The organism is Ruegeria sp. BI7 (genome assembly GCF_056537925.1).
This window is the reverse complement of the sequence record NZ_JBQFSK010000012.1, coordinates 76722-96397: the sequence shown is the minus strand read 5'-3', so window position 1 is coordinate 96397 and position 19676 is coordinate 76722. Positions and strand designations below refer to the sequence as shown.

Below are 19676 nucleotides of genomic sequence, written 5' to 3'. Positions count from 1 at the left end.
TAACATATCAAGCAGAAAATACCCGGAGCGCATCACCATGAGCACAGTTGGCTTCAGACAACACGACCACACGCATTGCGTTCACACAGCCCTGGCTCAGGCCGACGCAAAGTGCAAAGCGCAGCGCCTGCAATTCACACCGGTCAGGCGCCGCGTACTTGAGATTCTGCTGGAAAAACATCGGGCAATGGGTGCCTACGACATCCTCAGCGTCCTGTCCGCCGAGGGGATGGGTTCGCAACCGCCCGTGGCTTATCGCGCACTGGATTTTCTGGTGCAGAACGGGTTTGTCCACCGGATCGAACAACTGAACGCCTATACCGCCTGCGCCCACCCGACCCATGACCATATTCCGGCCTTCCTGATCTGCCGATCCTGCAAAGCTGTAGCCGAAACTGAAACCGAGTTGACGCAGGGGCGTTTGGGCGCTGCGGCCAGCACCTCGGGGTTTCGGATCGAGCGGGTTGTGGTCGAAGCCGAAGGTCTGTGCCCCGAATGCATTGGGGATCAACCGTGACAAAAACGCTGATCTCTCTGAAGGACGTGTCCATTCGCGTGGATGGCCGAACCATTCTTGAACATGTGAACGCCTCGGTTTCCGAAGGCGAGATCGTCACGATTGTCGGACCAAACGGATCGGGTAAATCGACCCTTCTGCGCGCGATGATTGGTGCGGTCTCTCCTGCCCAAGGCACAGTGCAACGCGCGTCAGGCCTGCGAATCGGTTATGTGCCCCAGAAACTGGCGCTTGATGCGGCCCTGCCGATGACAGTCCAGCGGTTTCTAGGTCTTCCCAAGCGCATCTCGGCCCGCGACGCCGTCAATGCATTAGACATTGCCGGGGTCCCCGACCTTCGCAGCAGACAGATGACGAAACTGTCCGGCGGCCAGTTTCAACGCGTTCTTCTGGCGCGTGCTTTGCTGGAAAATCCGCAACTGCTGCTATTGGACGAGGCGACACAAGGGCTTGATCAACCCGGTGCGGCTGCGTTCTACCAACGGATTGAGCAGGTTCGCCGCGATTTGGGCTGCGCGGTCGTGATGGTCAGCCACGACCTGCATGTGGTCATGGCGGCCTCGGACCGAGTGCTGTGTCTGAACGGACATATATGCTGTGAAGGTTCGCCCAACACTGTCGCTGACGCACCTGAATACCGGGCATTGTTCGGCAGCGGCACCAAGGGGACCATGGCTTTGTATCAACATAAGCACAGCCATTCCCACCATCACGATCACCATCACGCACAGGACAATACCAACTGATGCTGGACGATTTTATGGTACGCGCCGCCCTTGCAGGGGTTGGCGTTGCAATTGCGGCGGCCCCTCTGGGTTGTTTCGTGGTTTGGCGTCGCATGGCTTATCTGGGCGAGGCGACTGCGCATGCCTCGGTTTTGGGGGTTGCGCTGGCGCTTGCGTTTTCGCTGCCCTTCCTGCCAGCTATTGTCGCTGCCGCTTTGGCCATGGGTCTGACCGTGACGCTGCTGCGTGGTAAGGGTTTTGCCATGGACACGTTGCTGGGCGTCATCGCGCATACTGCGCTGGCAGCCGGATTGGTCACCGTAGCCTTGTTGGCGGATGTCCGACTGGATCTGAACGCCTTTTTGTTCGGCGACATCCTAGCCGTTACCAAAACCGATTTGACGACAATCTGGGTTGGCGGCACATTGATCCTTGCCCTAATGATCTGGAGGTGGTCGGCCTTGTTGGTGGCCACGCTCAACCCGGACCTGGCCTACGCCTCAGATATCGACCCAAAGCGCGAAGAAATGTGGCTGACCGTTGCCATGGCTCTGGTCGTGGCCGTTGCAATCAAGGTGGTTGGCGTTCTTTTGATCGCAGCCTTGCTGGTAATCCCTGCAGCGGGTGCGCGGTCTTTGGTCAGAACACCCGAAGCCATGGCGTTCTACGCCGCGATCATAGGCTCTGTGGCCGCATTGGGCGGGCTGTGGGGCGCGTATCTGGCCGACACGCCAGCCGGGCCCAGCATCGTTTGTGCGGCGGCTTTGATCTTTGTTGCAACCGCGCTGTTTGGTCCGTTGATCCGCAAGGAATAATACGGGACCCAAAGCTCTGGTTCCGTTCGGGAAAAACTGCTACGCAACACATAACTGACACAAATGGAGACACCGATGACCCGTGCAATTCTGATTGGCCTGGCCCTGTTCACCCTCACCGCTTGTGAAACCGCAAAGGGCGCAGGCAAAGACATCGAGAAAGCAGGCGACGCGATTCAAGGCGCGGCCACGGACGTGCAGGAAAACCTTTAAACCACTCCATTTATTGCTGGGTCGAGGCAGGAACCGCAACATATAGTTGATACCGGCCACGATCCACAGTAAACTGCGGATCACAGGTGCATAGACGCGGTATTGCATTTCTGACAACACGACGGGGTTCTTGTGTACACACAAGAACCCCGTTCCCTTTTTTTAAGGGGATAGAGTGGCAGTCTGTTTCAAGCCAATGTCCGGCAAAAGGAAAAGGCGTCAGGTGCGCAGACGCGGTCCATGCATGCATCCTTGCGGATACTCCTGACGCCTTGCCGGGTCGACACGTCCGAGGAACGTCCCGAGCCAGTTGCCCCGGCCCCCTAAAGGGCCAAAGCCGCTGCGTCGTACCTGCTGGCACCACACAGCACGCGCCGACCTTCTGAGAGGGTAATCGCCTGATCCAAATTCGAAACCTAGATCAGCCATTTGCCCACCGGTAAATCATTGCAACGAAAAACAAATCCTAAAATCCGCTCTCATCGCTCTGACCCCCTGGCCTTTGCGCCCCGCTCAGGTTCCGAAGAACCGTTGCAGTAATCAGACTGTTACATTCGGACTTGTCTCGAACAAGAAAATAGCACTGCAGCATGAAAATTAGACGGGGATAAGATGTTGATATGTGCCGGGAAGCTTATGTGGATAACTCTGGAAACTTCAAAGTGCCACTGGCTTGGCGGTGGAAAAATAAAATCATCCGACAATAACGCAATTTTGCAGTCTTTCTGCGAGTGCAAAGGCTATTAATCGGTCAAATTGGTAAAAACCGTGAGATTCTCCAATCCCCAGAGGCAAGTTTCCAAGAATCGATCCCACTTTTCGCAGCGGACATAATGTGAGTTTTGGGTCGAGCGCCATTGCCCACTTTCTGCAATACCGCGCTGAAGGATCGCGAAGCCCGGCTGGCCTGTACCGAGGAACGCCGCTTTTGGGCATAGACCAATCCGAGCCCTGTCGCAGGTGGCACCATCACCGCCCGACCCGCCCCCTCACCGAGGGGATCATAGTTCCGCTTTTTGAGAAGCGCTCCGACCCGATCAGGATTACCTATTACGTGCTGCAACAAACCGCAGCCAGTACCCCCTACAGACCGATCGGACCGGAAACGCTTCAGTTCACCTGACGTTCCAGAACGGTGCTGTAAGTCGTTCCGTTACGCAGGCTACGGAAATCCGCATAGATCTTTCCATCTTCGTACCGGGCGTCGATCAACGCGTTTGCGCCGATGATCATGGGCGAGGTTTCGATGATCCCGATACTTCCCGAACCGTCCAGGCTGATGGTGCCAGTGGCCTCATTTTCGTTCCACTCGGCATCGCCTTCACGACGCCATTTGCTGGGACCCCAGAACACGTTGTCTTCCTGAATCTGGACATCCAGCATCCATTCAGCCTGATTGAACCTGGGCTCATCGCCGCGTTGATAATGGCTTGGTGAAACGGTTGTGTACGAGCCCAACCAAGTACCGCGCAGATCCGGCGCGGTATCAGCCAGCGCGGCCGTACCAAGGGTGAGGGTCGTGGCCAGAGCGGCTGCTCCGGCAGTCATGTATCTGGTCATTGGCTCTCTCCTTCTGTCGGGCCGATGCTGGCCTGCTCAACAGATTGGAAGGGCGCGATCCAGTTACAACTTACCTGAGGGAAACTTCATGAATGGTTCATGGACCCCTTAGACATCCACAGCGAACGGGGGCACGTCAAACCCCGCGCCCCTGTCGCAAGCCTTTGTGAAGATTGATTATTCGATTGTGATACTACCTGTGATCGTATTCACGAACTTCTTGGTGTCAGGATCAGTCAGCGACGAAAAACTCCCGCTTCCGGTGGCGCTGGCCCAACTGCCCGAACCGCCCGAGACGGTCCAGTCACCCGTCAAAGCCCCATCCGCACCAAGGCCCGTGGCCGTCCAGGTCATCACCGCCTTATCGCCCGAGGTGGTATCGAACACACAATTCCCGGTGCCCGAGACCACAGCTCCGTTGACCAGCAGCGCACCGAAGCACGAACCCGTTGCCCCCTCCAGCGGGTGCCCGGCGGTGACTTCGAAACTGTTATAGTCGGTCTGCGTTTTGACCACGGCGTTCCCGTCCGAGATGCCATAGACCTGGTTCGCGTTCGTCCCCATGCCCTTGGCTGCGGCGTCATAGGTCTCGGCCTGAGCCAAACCTGCGGACAAGCCTAGGGTCAGAACTGTGGCTGCGGTTGTCGTTAAGAATTTGTGCATAATAACCTCTCATTTCTGAGGGTCATGCGTTGCAGGCACCCGAAGAATAAAGCCGCCCAAACGCGGTCCCCCGCGGACACAATAACAGATTGAGATGTGTGCGTCTAAAGCGGGGACCTATGCACCACGGATCAGCTTTCGAGCTTGCGGGCCACCAGATACGAAACCGGGAACGCCGCCACAAACCCCACGACAGCTGCGACCAGAATATGCGTCGCCGACGTGTAACCCATTGCCAAAACCGCAATTACTGCGGACCCGGCAAAGGTGGAACCAAGAAAGATGTGAAGGATCAGCATCAGGGTCAGCATAGGGTGCCTCGTTTTTCCAGTCTGTTTGCGCGCACCTTAAAACCAAGCTTGAGGGTGATCCTTGATCTGGGTCAGAATAAGTGGAAGTTCGAGGCGCGATCAGGCCCATGCCAAGGCCGTGCCGACCAGGACAAGGCCAATCCCGGCGACTTCGCGACCAGAGAAGTTTTCGCCGAACAGGAAGTAAGAGGCGATGGCGATCAGGATGACCTCGGCCCCCAGAATGCCGGTATAGATGATGCCCAACCGTTCCTCGCGCAGCGCGGCAAGCTCCAGCGTCGCCCCGGCCAGCAGGGTTGCGACGATCAGCAGGCCAAGCCCCACACCGGGGAGTTTCCACCAGAACTTCATCGCGATCATGGCCACGGAATAGAGACCCGCCGACCCGAGGGCGATAAGGGGGATCAAGGATGTGGACATCTGCACCTCCTGCCGAGGGTTCCGTTGGGTCAAGTGTAGCAGGAGGGTGCGGTTGGGGCTGTGAGGTGGGTCACAGTGGGGTGATGGGTGTGCCGCCCCCTTCACGGGCGATGCCCGATCGCACCGCCCGCTTTGTCAAACCAGATCGGTAATGTGGCGCTAGTTCAGTCCGAGCAGGTCCTTGGCCTGAGCCAGTGTCGTGACCGACGCGTCATGGTCTCCCGCATCATGTTGCGCAGCGCCTTCGTTGCGCCATGCCTCGACCTGTGCGATCTGTTCGGCGGACAAGTCGGGACCCGCGGCCAGAGCGGCATCAATGGCGGCAATGTCGGTGGGGCATTGGAAGGCAAAGGCGGGCGCGGCGAGCAGGCAGAAGGCAGCGGCCAGAGTCAGATGTTTCATCGATTATTCCTCCCGTTTTTTTGGGTGTGGTGAGAATACCATGAAACCGGTCAAGTTCGGTGAGCGTCAGCGCCCAACGCGGCGGATCGGCGAGGGATGGCTGACGGCGAGACAGTTTCGCTTTCGAACGTGTGGAGCCTCGGGAGCAAACGCGCTGCAACGGTTGATTACAGAGCTGAGGGCCGCGACCGAACCGAGGAGCGGTTCGGCGCGGCCCGGCGGTGCCGCCGGGCGGGAGGATTGAAAACTAGGTTATTGCTCGTCCACGTTTTGCAATGATCCACGCTGCTCGCGTTGTTTAGTATCGACAATCTTAAACCTCGGATTTGGAACACGCATCAAATCACCATTTTCGTCCAGGAAGATTGCGGCGTTGTAGGCATTCAGAACAGGGTGCACCAATTCCTTACTTCCATCTGGATTACTCAATTCAACCAATACATCTTTAGCGAAGTACTCACACCGCGAGTAGCCAAGCCATGATCCAATCGCAAAGACTATGGCGATAGACGAATGTTGAACAAAACCTGCGAAGTCTTCCTTAAAGAAGGTCCGCGCGAACCTGCGCCTTTTCTTGAAAATCCTCACCAGTCGCCTCAGATGCGGTATTGGTGCCTTTCCGCCAGCCGTAGGTCCGTACAGAAAATACTGAAAATAGAATAACGCTAAGAAAACAATAAGGAACTTAAAGTTATCCACTCCACGCGAACCATTAAACAGAGCATCGTAAAGCAATAGAGAAAATAGAACTATTATTACAAAAAGACTTCTTTCCCTTAACGAAACGGACCAAAAATTCCCCACTCTGTTGACTTCTGCGGCGGCAAAACGTTCAAAAACGCGAGCCATTCCCCACGAAAAAGAAAACGGGATAACGGCTTCGGAGAGCATTTGAGTAACCGAAGATGCAGAGACAAAAATTGCGCTCTCAAAGCCTAGATAATAGAAGTATCCCAATGAGTAGAATAAAGAAAACCACAAAAAGAATGGCAAAACTGCAAGTATTAAATCCTTGATTCTAAAGTTTGGTTTCATCTGCCTCACAGAAATACTGGCTTCATATACTGCAACAACTGCTGATATTCTCCGGCAAAAACATGGACAGCCTTAACTGTCCATCTTCAACGCAGAAATAAACGCCTCCTGAGGTATATCCACTTTCCCGAACTGACGCATCTTTTTCTTACCCGCCTTCTGCTTGTCCAGCAGTTTGCGTTTCCGCGTGGCGTCGCCGCCGTAGCATTTCGCGGTCACGTCCTTGCGCAGCGCTGAGAGGGTCTCGCGGGCAATGACTTTGCCTCCGATGGCGGCCTGGATCGGTATTTTGAACATGTGGCGCGGGATCAGGTCTTTGAGCTTTTCGCACATCGCCCTGCCCCGCATCTCGGCCCGGTCGCGGTGAACCATGGTCGACAGCGCGTCGACCGGCTCGTCATTCACCAGCACCGACATCTTGACCAGATTGTCCTCGGTGTAGCCGGTCATCTGGTAGTCGAACGAAGCATACCCCTTGGTCACCGATTTCAGGCGGTCGTAGAAGTCAAAGACGACCTCGTTCAGCGGCAGGTCATAGACGACCATTGCGCGGCTGCCCGCATAGGTCAGGTCCAGCTGGATGCCGCGGCGGTCCTGGCAAAGTTTCAGCACGTCGCCGAGGTATTCGTCGGGCACCAGAATGGTCGCCTTGATGCGCGGCTCCTCGATATGGTCGACCTTGGACGGGTCGGGCATGTCGGCGGGGTTGTGCAGCTCGATCATCTCGCCGTCTTTCATGTAGACGTGATAGATCACCGACGGCGCGGTGGTGATGAGCTCGATATCATATTCGCGTTCGATGCGGTCGCGGATAACCTCAAGGTGCAGAAGGCCGAGGAAGCCACAGCGGAAGCCAAAGCCCAGCGCGGCCGAGGTTTCCATTTCGAACGAGAACGAGGCGTCGTTCAGCGCCAGCTTGTCGATCGCATCACGCAGGTCTTCGAATTCGGAACTGTCGACGGGGAAGAGGCCACAGAACACCACCGGCTGCGCGGGTTTGAAGCCGTCCAGCGCGATTTCAGTACCGTTGCGGTCATTGGTGATGGTGTCGCCGACGCGGGTGTCGCGAACCTGTTTGATCGAAGCGGTGAGAAAGCCGATCTCGCCGGGGCCGAGCGAGTCCACCATCTCCATCTCGGGGCGGAAGACGCCGACGCGGTCGACATGGTGCAGGGTGCCGTTCGACATGAACTTGACCCGCATCCCCTTTTTCAGCGTACCGTCCATGATGCGGACCAGAACGATGACACCGAGATAGGCGTCGTACCAGGAATCCACCAGCATCGCCTTGAGCGGCGCGTCCAGATTGCCCTGCGGTGCGGGCAGTTGCTGCACGATGGCTTCCAGCGTCTCATGGATGCCCTGCCCCGTCTTGGCGCTGACCTGAATGGCGTCGGTCGCGTCGATGCCGATGACGTCTTCGATCTGTTCGGCCACGCGGTCACAATCGGACGCGGGCAGATCGATCTTGTTCAGCACCGGCACGATCTCATGATCGGCGTCGATGGCTTGATAGACGTTCGCCAGCGTCTGCGCCTCGACCCCTTGGGTCGAGTCCACAACCAGTAGCGAGCCCTCGACCGCGCGCATGGACCGGCTGACCTCATAGGCGAAGTCCACGTGGCCGGGGGTGTCGATCAGGTTCAGCACGTATTGCTCGCCATTGTCGGCAGTATAGTCGATGCGGACCGTGTTGGCCTTGATGGTGATGCCACGCTCGCGTTCGATATCCATGCTGTCGAGCAGCTGTTCCTTCATGTCGCGATCCTTGACCGTTCCGGTCTCTTGGATGAGCCGGTCAGCAAGAGTGGATTTGCCATGGTCGATATGCGCGACGATGGAGAAATTGCGGATATGAGCGAGGTCTGTCATGGGTTGGGATATGTCCGGAGATTTGGGTCTCGTCAAGCCGTGAAGCGTTGCAGCATAGGCGCGCAGTGGGTCTTTCTACTTAAATGCATTTACCCAATATTTGCGAACGGATAGGATTATGCCGTTGATTGGCCCGAACACTAACAAGAAAGCAGTTTAAACGTTGGCCGACTATTCGATTTTCGTTCTTGGTGAAAGCCAACTGTCGATCACGGTGCCTCAGGGGTTGGACGGCATCACTCAGGGCACGGGCATACATTTGATCGGGCAGACGATCACGATTGACTCTCGCGCGGCGACCGAGGTCTTCATCACCGACGCGGGAAGCGACACCAATTTTGCCGACAACGATGGAAATCAGCGTTTGGATGGCGACCAGACAATAGACGGCACGCTATTCACCGACGGCACGCGAGTTGAGGCTGAGTACGGCATCACCTTAACAGATGGAGTGAACACTTGGCAGGCGGTTGCGTTCAACGTAACCAACTCTTCTCCGGCATACGCAACCGTTGAGGGGATTGCCTTTATCGGAGGGCCCGGTCAGTTTCCCCCCGCTGGCGTGCCCTTGACCGTTGTCAGCACGCAGGAAGGCCCGAGCTTTGATGAAAGCGAATATGTTACACCGATCTGCTATGATGCTGGAACTTTAATTGAAACGGAACAGGGTCACCTGCCAATCGAAGCATTGAAGCCGGGTGACAGGGTTTGGACACAGGATGATGGGTTTGTTTCGGTGCAATGGACGGGTGTCCAGGATGTCATTGCTGCAGGCCGCTTCAAACTAGTGAAAATTCCCGTTGGCGTTCTATCCAACTTTGCCCCGCTCAAAGTCTCCCAGCAACATAGGATATTGATTTCACATCCATTGGCCGAGTTGTTGTTCGCAGAGAATGAAGTTTTTGTCCCCGCCATAAGCCTTGTGGATGCCGGTATCGCATATCTGGCTACAGATCGAACGGCCCGCTTTCATCACTTTTTACTGGAACGGCATAACGTCGTCCGGGCGAACGGCGCAGCCTCCGAAAGTCTGCTGGCCGCATGTTTGGCGGATCAGCCAAACCCAGACAGGCTATTTTTTCCCGAACTCACGGGGCGTGTTATGGAAACAACAGACACGGCAAGACTGGCCTTAAAACGCCGTGAGGCCGCATTTTTGCTCCAATCGCTGTTGTCCATTGATCCGCAAACCCGATTGATTCATACTCCGCCGCAGACCGAGAGAGGCGTCAGATCACTCCGGGCAGGCAAAAACGAGGCAAGAGCATGAAAAAGTTCCTCCTAATCGCACTATGTGCCACATCTCTGACGGCGATAGCACCGGTCGAAGCTGCGCAGATCAAACGGGCGTGTCTGGCGTCTGATCGTACAGCCGCGACACGGGATCGATGCAACTGCATTCAACGCGTGGCCAATCAGGCATTGACCCGCAGCGATCAGAAAACCGTCGCGAAGTGGTTCACCGACCCCCACCAGGCGCAAGAGTTGAAGATGTCGCAAACTGCACGCGATGATGCGCTGTGGGATCGGTATCAGAACTTTGGCCAGATGGCACAGGCGATCTGCAGCTAAGGCATTCTGAATCCTTGACCTGATCCGTCCTGCGCCCCAGAAAAGGCGCAGCGAAAGGTGTATCTAATGGTAATGAAAGGGCTGACCCTGCGTGGGCTCGAAGTGTTCGAAGCCTTGGCGCGGACGGGATCGGTGGCGCAGGCGGCCGAGATCACGGGGCTCAGCCAGCCTTCAGTGTCACAGCAATTGCGCAATCTGGAAAACGCTCTTGGCACCGAATTGGTGGATCACGCGCGACGCCCGATGCGGCTGACACAGGCCGGTCACAGCTTTCTGGCACGGACCGAGTCAGTTCTGGCCGAGCTGCAAATAGCACAAAGTGAGTTGACCGTTATGGACCTGGGGCACCTCACCACTTTGTCCATCGGGCTGATCGACGACTTTGACAATGACCTGACGCCTCGATTGGCAACCCTATTGGCCGACAGCCTGACACGGTCGAATTTCAAGCTCATTACCCTGCCCAGCCTGGATCTGTTCGCCGAGTTGGAAGCGCAACGCCTGCACCTGATGGTCTCGGCCCATTCCGGCGAAGTGCTTGAAGGTGTGGTCGAATATCCCTTGGTCCGCGACCCATTTATTCTGGTGACCCCCAAAGGGGTCGACAATGCCACGCAGGACCTGCCCTTTCTGCGCTATGCCCGTGAACAGCTGATCAGCCGCCAGATCGAGTCGCATCTGGCGCGGCAGCAACAGAAATATGAGGAACGGTTCGAGATCGGTTCGCATCTTGCTTTAATGGCCATGGTCGCACGCGGGTTGGGTTGGGCGATCACAACGCCGCTGGGCTATATGCGGGCGGCGCGTTTCCACGACGCGCTGGCGGTCCATCCCGTTCCATTCGGAGAGTTTTCGCGGACAATTTCCCTGTTCACGCGCACCGATTGGTCCGATCAGGTTCCACAAGAGGTCGCGGGCATGATGCGTCGCCTTATGCGCAATCAGATCGTCGACCCGGCGTTGGTGCAACTGCCATGGCTGACGGACAAACTGAAAGTAATGGGCTAGGCCCGCAGATGCGCTTGAAGCCCTTCAACGGCAGCTTCAATTAGGTCCAGCGCCCCGTCGAAATCACGGGTGTAATACGGATCGGGTACATGATCGGCACCCGTTTCGGGTGCGAAATCGGTGAGCAACTGTACAGGGGTAGTGCTCCCAGCGGGGCGCAACGCCTCGATATTTGCAATGTTTTCGGCGTCCATACCGATGATCAAATCGAACCGTTCGAAATCCTCGGCTACAAACAGCCGGGCTCGCAGGTCGCTAAGGTCAATTTCGCGGGCCTGTGCCGCTGCCTGCATCGGCCCATAAGGCGGATTACCAATATGCCAACCCGAGGTTCCGGCGCTATCGGTGGTGTGATGCGGCGCGCGGGCGCGAAACACGCCTTCGGCAGCAGGAGAACGGCAGATATTGCCGAGACAGACAAAGAGGATACGGTGGGTCATGGGCCAAGATGTAACGCGAAGGGCAATCATGGAAAAGATCGTCATACTGACAGGGGCCGGTATTTCTGCCGAAAGCGGGTTGGGCACCTTCCGCGATGAAGGCGGGTTATGGGCACAACACCGGATTGAGGACGTCGCCACTCCCGAAGGTTTCGCCCGCGATCCCGCTCTGGTTCACCGGTTCTACAACGCCCGGCGCGTGCAGGCCGCCAAGGCCAAACCTAACGCTGCGCATGCCGCGCTGGCACGGCTGCAAATGGACTTTCCCGGCGAGGTGGTGATCGTCACTCAGAACGTCGACAGCCTGCACGAATCTGGCGGCGCCGAGCATGTGATCCACATGCATGGCACGTTGGCCGGAGCGTTTTGCCCGGCATGCAGCCACCGCTGGGCATCACCACCCGAGATGGCCGTGGGCGAACCCTGCCCTGCCTGCGGTGCCGCCACCGCGCGACCGGATGTGGTCTGGTTTGGCGAGATGCCCTATCACATGGACGCAATCTACGACCATCTGGCCGAAGCGACCCTGTTTGCTGCCATCGGCACCTCGGGTCAGGTCTATCCAGCCGCCGCCTTCGTTCATGAAGCCTTGCAATCCGGCGCCCGCACGGTCGAACTGAACCTCGAACCTTCAACCGGAGCCTCCAGTTTTGATGAGGTCATTCTCGGCCCCGCAACGGAAACAGTCCCATCTTGGGTAGATGGCTTGCTCAGCCCCAGATGACAGCAGACACCGGCAGAATTTTCCGTTTATAGTGAAGGCCTAACCAGCTGGGAGAGCATCATGTCAGACCCTCAATCCCCGCACGAGGAAATCCTCGAGGATGGCACTTTGGACGGCCGCGACGCTTTGGGCGATCAACTCGCGGGACTGTGGTGGACGTTCCTGTTGCGCGGCATCTTCGCTGGGGCACTGGGCATCGCTGCGCTGTTCTGGCCGACAGGCAGCATTTCACTGCTGTTGCGTCTGGTCGGTCTGCTTCTGATCGTGGATGGCGGCCTGACCTTGCTGGGCTTTGGTCGGCGTGGATTGATAGGGGGCGTAGGGGTCGGGGCCCTGTTGATCGGTCTGGTACTTCTCCTGTGGCCCGAAGGCGTGGCGCGGCTGACCTTCTTCTTGTTGGGAGCGTGGGCCCTGATCATCGGCGTTGGCTCGCTGATGGCATGGCGGCAAATGTCGGATCAACACCCCGATGCGCCCTCAGTGCGCAATTCCGGGGTCATAGCGCTGCTGATCGGGTTGGTGCTGATCTTCTGGCCCGGCAGCGGAATGGTGGCGCTGGGATGGGCCATTGCCTTCGGGGCCCTGGCCTTCTCGGCGGTGATGTTCTGGCTGACCGCCCGGTTCAAACGCGCCCATGACCGGGTCGCCATGCGCGTGGTCAATCGCTAACCACCTCCGGAAACGGCAACAGGCCGGGCAAAGCCCGACCTGACGCATGGATGAGGGCCGCAGCGCGGCCTGAAGACAGGCGTAGCCTCAGTTCGAATGTGTCCCGTGGCCGCCGGCGTCCTGACGTTCCAGATCAACCGGCACCTCGATCTCGATCTCTCCGGCCTTCTCAAAAATCAGCGTCACCGGTACGGTCGCGCCTTGCTCGAATGGGGCAGTCAGCCCCATGAACATCACATGGTCGCCACCGCGCTTCAGCATGTGGGTTTCACCGGCTGGAATGACAAAACCTTCTTCGACGTGCATCATCTTAGCTACGCCGTTGTCATCAATCTTGTGGGTATGCAGCTCAACACGTGCAGACGCATCAGATTCCACGCCAATCAACCGGTCGTCAGCCTCGCCCGTGTTTTTGATCATCATAAAGGCAGCACCGGCCTTGGCTGCTTTGCCTGCGGAGCGCGCATAGGCGTCATCAACGGCAATTGTATCCTGTGCAAAAGCAGATGTTGCCAGCGTTGCAGTGACCAGAGTGGTCAGAAGTTTGGATTTGAGGGACATCGCGCCTCTCCTTGTATAAGTGTCTGAAAGAAAATGTGTCTTCAGATCACAACCGGAGGCGCGCGCGCCGGTCTGAAGGGAACCGGCAGGGCAACCAGATTACCCGCCTTGCGCAAAGGCGCGGGCTGAACCTGTTCTGGCGCAACGGGCATGGCGGCTGCCGGGACAACGACCGCCCCCAAAAGGGTCAGCGCGTATTCAGGGCAGAAATGAGGGGGCTGAGTCGGCTGGCCTTCGGCGTCCATATAGACCACCACCGGGCCTGTACCAGTGCAAAACACCATCTGCCCCACCGCCCTGTCCATACCGCGCGATGCAGCCACCCCCTGCCCTGTCAGAATGACAAGCAGCGAAAGCGCCAAAGGTAGAAATCTGTTCAGAACGGTTTTCATCCTGCGCCTGATATAGGCCGGACTCAAAGCGGGCTTCAAGCGCAATTGAATACGCCTGAAACCCGCAACCACTAGGTTCGTGTCAGCTGTCCACGCCAGGACGTTTGACGGACCCTTTGGTCAGGCTCGTATGCAACCTGTTCACCTGTCGTTGCATCCGAAAGCATGTCCCAAACGTCTTGCCAAAAAAGGCAGCCAACAGGGAGAGGAAATCAGACAATTTAAAAGACATGGGGGTAAACTCCGCCAGATGAATATGACTAAACATAAAACAGTCCTGGCGCAGGGTATGTGAACAATATCACCGTGGCTGAAATTTAATTCCAGTTCAGGAGCAGGCCACGCAAGAAAAAACCCTGCACCTTGCGGTACAGGGTTGAATTCTTTGAAGGGAAAAGGGTTTACGCCGTGGCTTGTGCCTTGGCAATTTCCTTTTTCACTTTCAGCGCGTTTGCCGACAGTTCGTCATCTTTGGCTTTGGCCAGGAACGCATCCAGACCACCACGGTGGTCGACCGAGCGCAGTGCAGCCGCCGAGATGCGCAGCTTGACGCCACGGCCCAGGGTTTCGGACTGCAGGGTAACGTCGTTCAGGTTCGGCAGAAAACGACGACGAGTTCTGTTTTTGGCGTGGCTGACATTGTTGCCAGTCATCGGGCCTTTTCCGGTCAGTTCGCAACGGCGCGACATGGTTTCTTCCTTTGTTTCTGGAGGCCGGGCATGATGCCAGCGGCCAAATCACAAGGGGCGCAACCCGAAGTCGCGCCCGAAAACTGGTTGGATGCGTGTAGTGGGAATCGCCAGAAGGGTCAAGACAGATCGCGCGAAATCTTTGCTCAGGCATCACCGGGCGGTTGGATACACGCCTGCAAAAGCGGTTTTTTGTTCTTGCGATGGCGTTCCAACAGATGCGACTGCTGCCGTCCGCGCGGAATATAGCGGGCGGGCCGCGGTGTCAGTTTCTTTTCGATCAGCTCAGGAAATATCTCAAAAATCTCGCGGCGGGCCTCAGAACTCAGAGTTTTCAGCGCCTCGGGCCCTGTAAACAGGCTTTCTGTCGGCGCGCCTTCGGCAAAGATGACCTGATGTTGATCGAAAAGCAGATGGTAGTACTCAACCGATGTGACGTCTTCGTCCACGAAAATACCGGGCAAGGCTGTTAGCTTGATAGCGGGAATCAGCACTTCGCGTTCGTCGAACATGCGTTGGGCAATGGGGGACTGGACCAGCATCCGATGCTGTCGCGAAACCAATAAGTCCCGACTTGGAAAACCGCCGCCCAGCGCCCCTGCCAGAATTCGAATGGGATAAAGCTTGGGATTCCTCTTCAATCCGTCCAGATCAAAGCGTCGCCTCCCGATCCAGCGAATCTGTTGCAACCCCTTACCCAGTGCCTCGATCATGTCACCGGTGCAGAGATCTTGGATAGGCACCGGGCCGGATTGTGCCAAAATCTCAGTGTCGCGTGTGAAGCACGGAACCCCTGTTCCATTCTCGAATGCCTGATAAGAGACGGACGGCCCAGAAGGTAAATTCGATGGCAGGATAAAAGTGCCGCTTGAGACCGAGTAGGAAACCCCTTCGGCAACGGTGAAAGTTCCAAATGTATCATCGGTGACGACCGTACCGACGGGCAGGTTCAAGCTGTCCGTTCCGCCGCCGCCGCGCACGTCGCCCGTTACGTTTGTGCTGTTAATGCTCAGGGTGTCGTTGCCCTGCCCTAACCGAACATCACCGACGGTAGATCCCTGAAGGTTGACCGTATCGTCATCAATTCCGGCATTAACTTGCCCGACCACGGTGCTGCCAGTGATGACGATATCGTCGTTTCCGCGATTGCCCCGCACGGAACCGGATATCGTACTATTGGTAACGGTGACGTCGTCATCGCCCTGTCTGGCGCGAATATTGTCAATTGGTCCGGGTACCGTCGTCCCGTTTAAAGACCCGGTATTGTCAGTGACTTCAATATCGTCGTCGTTATTCGTCCCGTTGATATCGGGCATGTTCGACGGTTCCTGTCGCCTAGGCCAATCGCACAACTCAAAATTGCATTCGCGTCAATCTTACACGACAAATGATGAACGCGCCACTCTGCCCGGCCGGTTAGTCTGCCGCCAATTCAGTCAGCATTTGTTTGGCCGCGATCGATGGGCTAAGGGCACCTTCACCTACCTGAGTGCTGAAACGATCCATCATCGCACGCGCCTGTGGCGTTTCGAGCCGGGCCAACAGGGCATGCCGGACCTCTTGATCGAACCAATATCGCGCTTGATTGGTTCGATTGACCTCCCAATGGCCAGCTTCACGCCGCCAATCGGTCAGCGATTGCATTTCGGACCACGCGTCTTCCAAGCCGTGTTCTTCCACCGCCGACACTGTCATAGCCTTGGGAAAGGTCTCGGGGTCCTGCGGGCGCTTTCGCAACAGGCGCAGCGCTCCGGCATAGTCGGCGCAGGTGCGGATGGCAGTAGGCTTCAGATCTCCGTCTGCCTTGTTAATCAGAATCATGTCGGCCATTTCCATGATGCCGCGCTTGACGCCTTGCAATTCGTCTCCGCCCGCTGGGGCCAGCAGCAACAGGAACAGGTCGGACATTTCGGACACAACGGTTTCCGACTGGCCCACACCCACGGTTTCGATCAGCACCACATCGAATGCGGCAGCCTCGCACAGGGCAATCGCCTCGCGCGTACGTCGGGCCACACCACCCAGATGCGACTGGCTGGGGGATGGGCGGATAAAGGCGTTTCTCTCGCGGCTCAGACGTTCCATCCGGGTTTTGTCGCCCAGAATCGAGCCTCCGGAGCGGGACGAGCTAGGGTCAACCGCCAGCACCGCCACCCGCAGCCCCTGGGCGATCAGCATCATGCCAAAGCTTTCGATAAAGGTGGATTTGCCAACCCCTGGCGTCCCCGACAGGCCGATACGCAGCGATTGCCGTTTGGATTTAGCCAGATGTGCCAGCAATTCGGTCGCCTGCGCCCGGTGATCCTCACGGCCGCTTTCGACCAGAGTGATGGCGCGGGCAAGTGCGCGCCGCTCACCGTTCAAAATTCTGTCGCTCAGGCTGTCTATGTCCATTTCATCCTCGATATTTTGCGGCACGACTACTTGCCGTCCCGACAAACCGTTTGTCCAGACTGGACCTCTGCGGAAATACGCCGCACACCAATTATTCGCACCCATGTGTTGCCGTTCCTCCGCTGTTAGCGGTCGTGCCACCCTGGTGTGCGCCGCGCACAGGGCGGAACTGGACCTTATCGTGCCGTTGGCGGATAAAGCCCGCATGACACGCCTACCCATTGAAGACGCCATCCCAGACCTGCTTGCGGCCCTCAAGAGTTCCGGCCGCGCTGTGCTTCAGGCCCCTCCGGGGGCGGGTAAGACGACACGCGTGCCCCTGGCGATACTCGAGGCGGGCTTGTGCGACGGCAAGATCGTGATGTTGGAGCCGCGCAGATTGGCCGCGCGCGCTGCTGCCGAAAGGATGGCCGACACTTTGGGCCAACGCGCGGGTGAGACCGTAGGTTATCGGGTGCGGGGCGAAGCCAAGGTTTCAAAATCAACCCGGATCGAGGTCGTGACTGAAGGTATCCTGACACGGATGCTGCAATCCGACCCTGACCTGCCCGGTGTAAGTGCGGTGATCTTTGACGAATTCCACGAACGGTCCTTGAATGCCGATCTGGGGCTGGCGCTGTGCTTGGAAGTCACCGGCGCTCTGCGGGATGACCTGATGCTACTGGCCATGTCGGCAACGTTGGATGCCGAGCCGGTTGGACGGTTGATGGGCGCGCCGATGGTCACCTCCGAAGGGCGCAGTTTTCCGGTCGAAACACACTGGCTGGACCGCCCCTTGGGGGCGCAGGCACGGCGGCTGGACGCTCTGGTCGATCTGGTTGTTCAGGCTGAAAGGGACACGCGCAAAACCGGCGGCGGGGTGTTGGTTTTTTTGCCAGGTGAGGGTGAAATTCGCCGGGCCGAGGCCGCCTTGTCCGCGCGCTTGCCGGAGAACTGCGTGCTGCGCCCCCTATTCGGGGCCATGCCTTTTGCCGCCCAGCGCGCTGCGATTGCGCCAATGGATCAAGGGCGCAAAGTGGTGTTGGCCACGTCGATTGCCGAAACCTCACTGACCATTCCCGACATTCGGGTCGTGGTTGATATGGGGCAAGCGCGACGGGCGCGGTTCGATCCCGGTTCGGGCATGTCCCGTTTGGTAACCGAGCGTGTAACCCGCGCCGAAGCCACCCAGCGCGCCGGTCGCGCAGGCCGCGTGGCCGAGGGCAAGTGCTATCGGTTGTGGTCCAAGGGTGAAGAAGGTGCGTTGTCTGCTTATCCTCCGGCCGAGATCGAGGCCGCGGACCTGACAGGTTTGGCATTGGAACTGGCGCTGTGGGGTGCCGAACCGGGCGATCTGGCCTTTCTGACACCGCCGCCCGAAGGCACGATGGCCGAGTCAAAGGCTCTGTTGACGATGCTGGGGGCGCTGGATGCCAAGGGGCGGATTACGGACCACGGGCGCGCCCTGGGTGCCCTGCCCCTTCATCCGCGTCTGGGTCATATGTTGGTGTCTGCCGGTTCCGGTGCCGCCACTTTGGCCGCATTGATGGCCGAACGCGATCCGCTAAAGGGCGCGCCGTCAGACCTTTTGCTGCGGCTAGAGGCGCTGCGCGACATCCGCGCGTTTCAACGCAACCGCGTCTGGCAAGTGAATGCGGGCGCAGTGGATCGGATCAAAGCCGAAACCAAACGTCTGCGTACCAAGGGCCAGGCCAGTGATCTGAGCCCCGCCGCCATGGCCGCGTTGGCCTATCCCGACCGCATCGGACAGCGCCGCAAGGGTGACGTTCCCCGCTATGTTCTATCAGGCGGCAAAGGTGTGGTGCTGGACAGCGGCGATACGCTGGCCGCGGCACCTTATCTGGTGGTCACGGACACCGACGGTAATCCGCGCGAAGCACGGGTGCGCATGGCCGCCCAGATCAGCGAAGGCGAAATCCGCGATCTGTTTGCCGGGCAAATCAGCTGGGTCGACAGCTGCGCCTGGTCAAAACGCGACCGCCGGGTGGTGGCGCGCAAACAGGAAAGGTTCGGCGCGATAACGCTGAGCGACCGTCTGTGGAAGGACGTGCCGGACGATGCCGTGGCGCAGGCCATGCTGGATGGCGTGCGCGATCTTGGATTGCGTCTGGACGGGGCGGCGGCGCGGTTGGCGGCGCGCGTTGAATTGGTGCGGGCCGAAGGGGCTGATCTACCTGACTTTACCATCGAAGGGCTGACAGAGTCGCTTGAGGACTGGCTGCTGCCCATGCTCTCGGGCGTACGCAACGCCGAAGAGTGGAAGCGGTTTGACCTGCTGCCCGCTCTGCGCGCCCGGCTAGACTGGACCCAGACGCAAGAACTGGATCGCCGCGCTCCCGGATCGTTCGAAACACCGCTGGGCCGAAAGGTGCCGATTGATTATGGCGGCGCGGTGCCTGAGATTTCCGTGCGCCTGCAAGAGTTGTTTGGCGTCACGCAGCATCCGGTTGTGGGGGGCGAGGCGTTGAAAATTTCCCTGCTTTCTCCTGCGCAACGACCGATCCAGATCACCCGTGATCTACCGGGATTCTGGGCGGGCTCTTACGCCGATGTTCGCAAGGATATGCGCGCGCAATACCCCAAGCATCCCTGGCCCGAAGACCCGACACAGGCCGACCCAACCCTGCGCGCCAAACGGCGGAAATAACCACGACCCCGACATTTGTGATAGAGTTGGTTCAGGCAATTGTTTGT

General features: G+C 58.0%; 23 protein-coding genes. 10 read left to right on the top strand and 13 right to left on the bottom strand.

Features of this window, described 5'->3' with window-relative positions; translation table 11 throughout:
• The first annotated feature begins 37 nt into the window (after positions 1-37).
• From ACR0JB_RS19835 to ACR0JB_RS19820, 4 genes are all read left to right on the top strand, one after another.
• Positions 38-517: a Fur family transcriptional regulator gene (locus ACR0JB_RS19835; protein ID WP_170362560.1), complete on the top strand. Its 480-nt coding sequence runs from the start codon at positions 38-40 to the stop codon at positions 515-517.
• On the top strand, positions 514-1263 hold the full coding sequence (locus ACR0JB_RS19830) for an ATP-binding cassette domain-containing protein (protein WP_367648212.1): 750 nt from the start codon (positions 514-516) through the stop codon (positions 1261-1263). The genes ACR0JB_RS19835 and ACR0JB_RS19830 overlap by 4 nt, the downstream gene beginning before the upstream one ends.
• Entirely contained in the window at positions 1263-2057 is a 795-nt protein-coding gene (locus tag ACR0JB_RS19825; protein WP_170398827.1) for a metal ABC transporter permease, read from the top strand. The genes ACR0JB_RS19830 and ACR0JB_RS19825 overlap by 1 nt, the downstream gene beginning before the upstream one ends.
• Before the next feature lie 75 nt (positions 2058-2132).
• Positions 2133-2270, top strand: a complete 138-nt coding sequence (locus ACR0JB_RS19820; RefSeq protein WP_082643663.1) for an entericidin A/B family lipoprotein — start codon at positions 2133-2135, stop codon at positions 2268-2270.
• A 1110-nt stretch (positions 2271-3380) separates the two neighbouring features.
• On the opposite strand, the gene ACR0JB_RS19815 is transcribed toward ACR0JB_RS19820, so the two are convergent.
• The 7 genes from ACR0JB_RS19815 to lepA form a co-directional block, all read right to left on the bottom strand.
• Positions 3381-3830, bottom strand: a complete 450-nt coding sequence (locus ACR0JB_RS19815) for a hypothetical protein (RefSeq protein ID WP_170351349.1) — start codon at positions 3828-3830, stop codon at positions 3381-3383.
• A 177-nt stretch (positions 3831-4007) separates the two neighbouring features.
• Entirely contained in the window at positions 4008-4493 is a 486-nt protein-coding gene (locus ACR0JB_RS19810; protein WP_170398830.1) for a hypothetical protein, read from the bottom strand.
• A gap of 131 nt (positions 4494-4624) precedes the next feature.
• Entirely contained in the window at positions 4625-4804 is a 180-nt protein-coding gene (locus ACR0JB_RS19805) for a CTP synthetase (protein WP_170351351.1), read from the bottom strand.
• Positions 4805-4903: 99 nt separating this feature from the next.
• Positions 4904-5224: a hypothetical protein gene (locus tag ACR0JB_RS19800; protein WP_480790221.1), complete on the bottom strand. Its 321-nt coding sequence runs from the start codon at positions 5222-5224 to the stop codon at positions 4904-4906.
• A 159-nt stretch (positions 5225-5383) separates the two neighbouring features.
• Complete coding sequence (locus tag ACR0JB_RS19795) at positions 5384-5626, bottom strand: hypothetical protein (RefSeq protein ID WP_480790220.1); 243 nt, start codon at positions 5624-5626, stop codon at positions 5384-5386.
• 252 nt (positions 5627-5878) lie between these two features.
• Complete coding sequence (locus ACR0JB_RS19790; protein ID WP_480790219.1) at positions 5879-6661, bottom strand: hypothetical protein; 783 nt, start codon at positions 6659-6661, stop codon at positions 5879-5881.
• A gap of 72 nt (positions 6662-6733) precedes the next feature.
• The gene (gene lepA / locus ACR0JB_RS19785; RefSeq protein ID WP_170578356.1) at positions 6734-8533 is read right to left on the bottom strand and encodes a translation elongation factor 4; all 1800 of its coding nucleotides are present in this window, start codon (positions 8531-8533) and stop codon (positions 6734-6736) included.
• 163 nt (positions 8534-8696) lie between these two features.
• Here lepA and ACR0JB_RS19780 point away from each other — a divergent pair, with 163 nt between their 5' ends.
• The 3 genes from ACR0JB_RS19780 to ACR0JB_RS19770 all read left to right on the top strand — a co-directional run bounded on the left by ACR0JB_RS19780 (position 8697) and on the right by ACR0JB_RS19770 (position 11113).
• Positions 8697-9803 (top strand): Hint domain-containing protein, encoded by a 1107-nt coding sequence (locus ACR0JB_RS19780; RefSeq protein ID WP_170398840.1) that lies wholly within the window; start codon positions 8697-8699, stop codon positions 9801-9803.
• Positions 9800-10105, top strand: a complete 306-nt coding sequence (locus tag ACR0JB_RS19775) for a hypothetical protein (protein WP_170351356.1) — start codon at positions 9800-9802, stop codon at positions 10103-10105. The genes ACR0JB_RS19780 and ACR0JB_RS19775 overlap by 4 nt, the downstream gene beginning before the upstream one ends.
• Positions 10106-10171: 66 nt before the next feature.
• Positions 10172-11113 carry a LysR family transcriptional regulator gene (locus ACR0JB_RS19770; protein WP_170398843.1) on the top strand — a complete coding sequence of 314 codons (942 nt, stop codon included), beginning with the start codon at positions 10172-10174 and terminating at the stop codon, positions 11111-11113.
• Here ACR0JB_RS19770 and ACR0JB_RS19765 read toward each other — a convergent pair.
• Entirely contained in the window at positions 11110-11553 is a 444-nt protein-coding gene (locus ACR0JB_RS19765; protein ID WP_170398974.1) for a low molecular weight protein-tyrosine-phosphatase, read from the bottom strand. The genes ACR0JB_RS19770 and ACR0JB_RS19765 overlap by 4 nt on opposite strands.
• 28 nt (positions 11554-11581) lie before the next feature.
• Here ACR0JB_RS19765 and ACR0JB_RS19760 point away from each other — a divergent pair, with 28 nt between their 5' ends.
• Both ACR0JB_RS19760 and ACR0JB_RS19755 read left to right on the top strand, forming a co-directional pair.
• Positions 11582-12277 carry an NAD-dependent deacylase gene (locus tag ACR0JB_RS19760; RefSeq protein ID WP_170362591.1) on the top strand — a complete coding sequence of 232 codons (696 nt, stop codon included), beginning with the start codon at positions 11582-11584 and terminating at the stop codon, positions 12275-12277.
• Positions 12278-12337: 60 nt separating this feature from the next.
• Positions 12338-12946 (top strand): HdeD family acid-resistance protein, encoded by a 609-nt coding sequence (locus ACR0JB_RS19755; protein ID WP_170351359.1) that lies wholly within the window; start codon positions 12338-12340, stop codon positions 12944-12946.
• Positions 12947-13033: 87 nt separating this feature from the next.
• Here the strand turns inward: ACR0JB_RS19755 and ACR0JB_RS19750 are convergent, their stop codons facing one another.
• The 5 genes from ACR0JB_RS19750 to meaB all read right to left on the bottom strand — a co-directional run bounded on the left by ACR0JB_RS19750 (position 13034) and on the right by meaB (position 16982).
• Positions 13034-13507 carry a copper chaperone PCu(A)C gene (locus ACR0JB_RS19750; RefSeq protein WP_170398845.1) on the bottom strand — a complete coding sequence of 158 codons (474 nt, stop codon included), beginning with the start codon at positions 13505-13507 and terminating at the stop codon, positions 13034-13036.
• Between the two features lie 41 nt (positions 13508-13548).
• On the bottom strand, positions 13549-13899 hold the full coding sequence (locus tag ACR0JB_RS19745; protein WP_170398846.1) for a hypothetical protein: 351 nt from the start codon (positions 13897-13899) through the stop codon (positions 13549-13551).
• A gap of 401 nt (positions 13900-14300) precedes the next feature.
• Complete coding sequence (rpmB, locus tag ACR0JB_RS19740) at positions 14301-14588, bottom strand: 50S ribosomal protein L28 (protein WP_170362546.1); 288 nt, start codon at positions 14586-14588, stop codon at positions 14301-14303.
• A 146-nt stretch (positions 14589-14734) separates the two neighbouring features.
• Positions 14735-15904, bottom strand: a complete 1170-nt coding sequence (locus ACR0JB_RS19735) for a Hint domain-containing protein (protein ID WP_480790218.1) — start codon at positions 15902-15904, stop codon at positions 14735-14737.
• 100 nt (positions 15905-16004) lie between these two features.
• A complete protein-coding gene (meaB, locus tag ACR0JB_RS19730; protein ID WP_170507560.1) occupies positions 16005-16982 on the bottom strand; it encodes a methylmalonyl Co-A mutase-associated GTPase MeaB in 978 nt (325 codons plus the stop codon).
• A 205-nt stretch (positions 16983-17187) separates the two neighbouring features.
• Between meaB and hrpB the strand changes: the two genes are divergently transcribed.
• Positions 17188-19629, top strand: coding sequence for an ATP-dependent helicase HrpB (hrpB, locus tag ACR0JB_RS19725; protein WP_480790217.1), 2442 nt, complete (start codon positions 17188-17190; stop codon positions 19627-19629).
• Positions 19630-19676 lie beyond the last annotated feature (47 nt).

Bases quoted from the DNA above. Each gene is read 5' to 3' on its own strand.
- ACR0JB_RS19765 (WP_170398974.1), bottom strand. From the start codon at position 11,553: ATGACCCACCGTATCCTCTTTGTCTGTCTCGGCAATATCTGCCGTTCT.
- ACR0JB_RS19795 (WP_480790220.1), bottom strand. From the start codon at position 5,626: ATGAAACATCTGACTCTGGCCGCTGCCTTCTGCCTGCTCGCCGCGCCC.
- ACR0JB_RS19815 (WP_170351349.1), bottom strand. From the start codon at position 3,830: ATGACCAGATACATGACTGCCGGAGCAGCCGCTCTGGCCACGACCCTC.
- ACR0JB_RS19800 (WP_480790221.1), bottom strand. From the start codon at position 5,224: ATGTCCACATCCTTGATCCCCCTTATCGCCCTCGGGTCGGCGGGTCTC.
- ACR0JB_RS19775 (WP_170351356.1), top strand. From the start codon at position 9,800: ATGAAAAAGTTCCTCCTAATCGCACTATGTGCCACATCTCTGACGGCG.
- ACR0JB_RS19760 (WP_170362591.1), top strand. From the start codon at position 11,582: ATGGAAAAGATCGTCATACTGACAGGGGCCGGTATTTCTGCCGAAAGC.
- ACR0JB_RS19745 (WP_170398846.1), bottom strand. From the start codon at position 13,899: ATGAAAACCGTTCTGAACAGATTTCTACCTTTGGCGCTTTCGCTGCTT.
- ACR0JB_RS19735 (WP_480790218.1), bottom strand. From the start codon at position 15,904: ATGCCCGATATCAACGGGACGAATAACGACGACGATATTGAAGTCACT.
- rpmB (WP_170362546.1), bottom strand. From the start codon at position 14,588: ATGTCGCGCCGTTGCGAACTGACCGGAAAAGGCCCGATGACTGGCAAC.
- ACR0JB_RS19750 (WP_170398845.1), bottom strand. From the start codon at position 13,507: ATGTCCCTCAAATCCAAACTTCTGACCACTCTGGTCACTGCAACGCTG.
- ACR0JB_RS19770 (WP_170398843.1), top strand. From the start codon at position 10,172: ATGGTAATGAAAGGGCTGACCCTGCGTGGGCTCGAAGTGTTCGAAGCC.
- ACR0JB_RS19820 (WP_082643663.1), top strand. From the start codon at position 2,133: ATGACCCGTGCAATTCTGATTGGCCTGGCCCTGTTCACCCTCACCGCT.
- ACR0JB_RS19805 (WP_170351351.1), bottom strand. From the start codon at position 4,804: ATGCTGACCCTGATGCTGATCCTTCACATCTTTCTTGGTTCCACCTTT.
- ACR0JB_RS19825 (WP_170398827.1), top strand. From the start codon at position 1,263: ATGCTGGACGATTTTATGGTACGCGCCGCCCTTGCAGGGGTTGGCGTT.
- ACR0JB_RS19755 (WP_170351359.1), top strand. From the start codon at position 12,338: ATGTCAGACCCTCAATCCCCGCACGAGGAAATCCTCGAGGATGGCACT.
- ACR0JB_RS19790 (WP_480790219.1), bottom strand. From the start codon at position 6,661: ATGAAACCAAACTTTAGAATCAAGGATTTAATACTTGCAGTTTTGCCA.
- hrpB (WP_480790217.1), top strand. From the start codon at position 17,188: ATGACACGCCTACCCATTGAAGACGCCATCCCAGACCTGCTTGCGGCC.
- ACR0JB_RS19835 (WP_170362560.1), top strand. From the start codon at position 38: ATGAGCACAGTTGGCTTCAGACAACACGACCACACGCATTGCGTTCAC.
- lepA (WP_170578356.1), bottom strand. From the start codon at position 8,533: ATGACAGACCTCGCTCATATCCGCAATTTCTCCATCGTCGCGCATATC.
- ACR0JB_RS19810 (WP_170398830.1), bottom strand. From the start codon at position 4,493: ATGCACAAATTCTTAACGACAACCGCAGCCACAGTTCTGACCCTAGGC.
- meaB (WP_170507560.1), bottom strand. From the start codon at position 16,982: ATGGACATAGACAGCCTGAGCGACAGAATTTTGAACGGTGAGCGGCGC.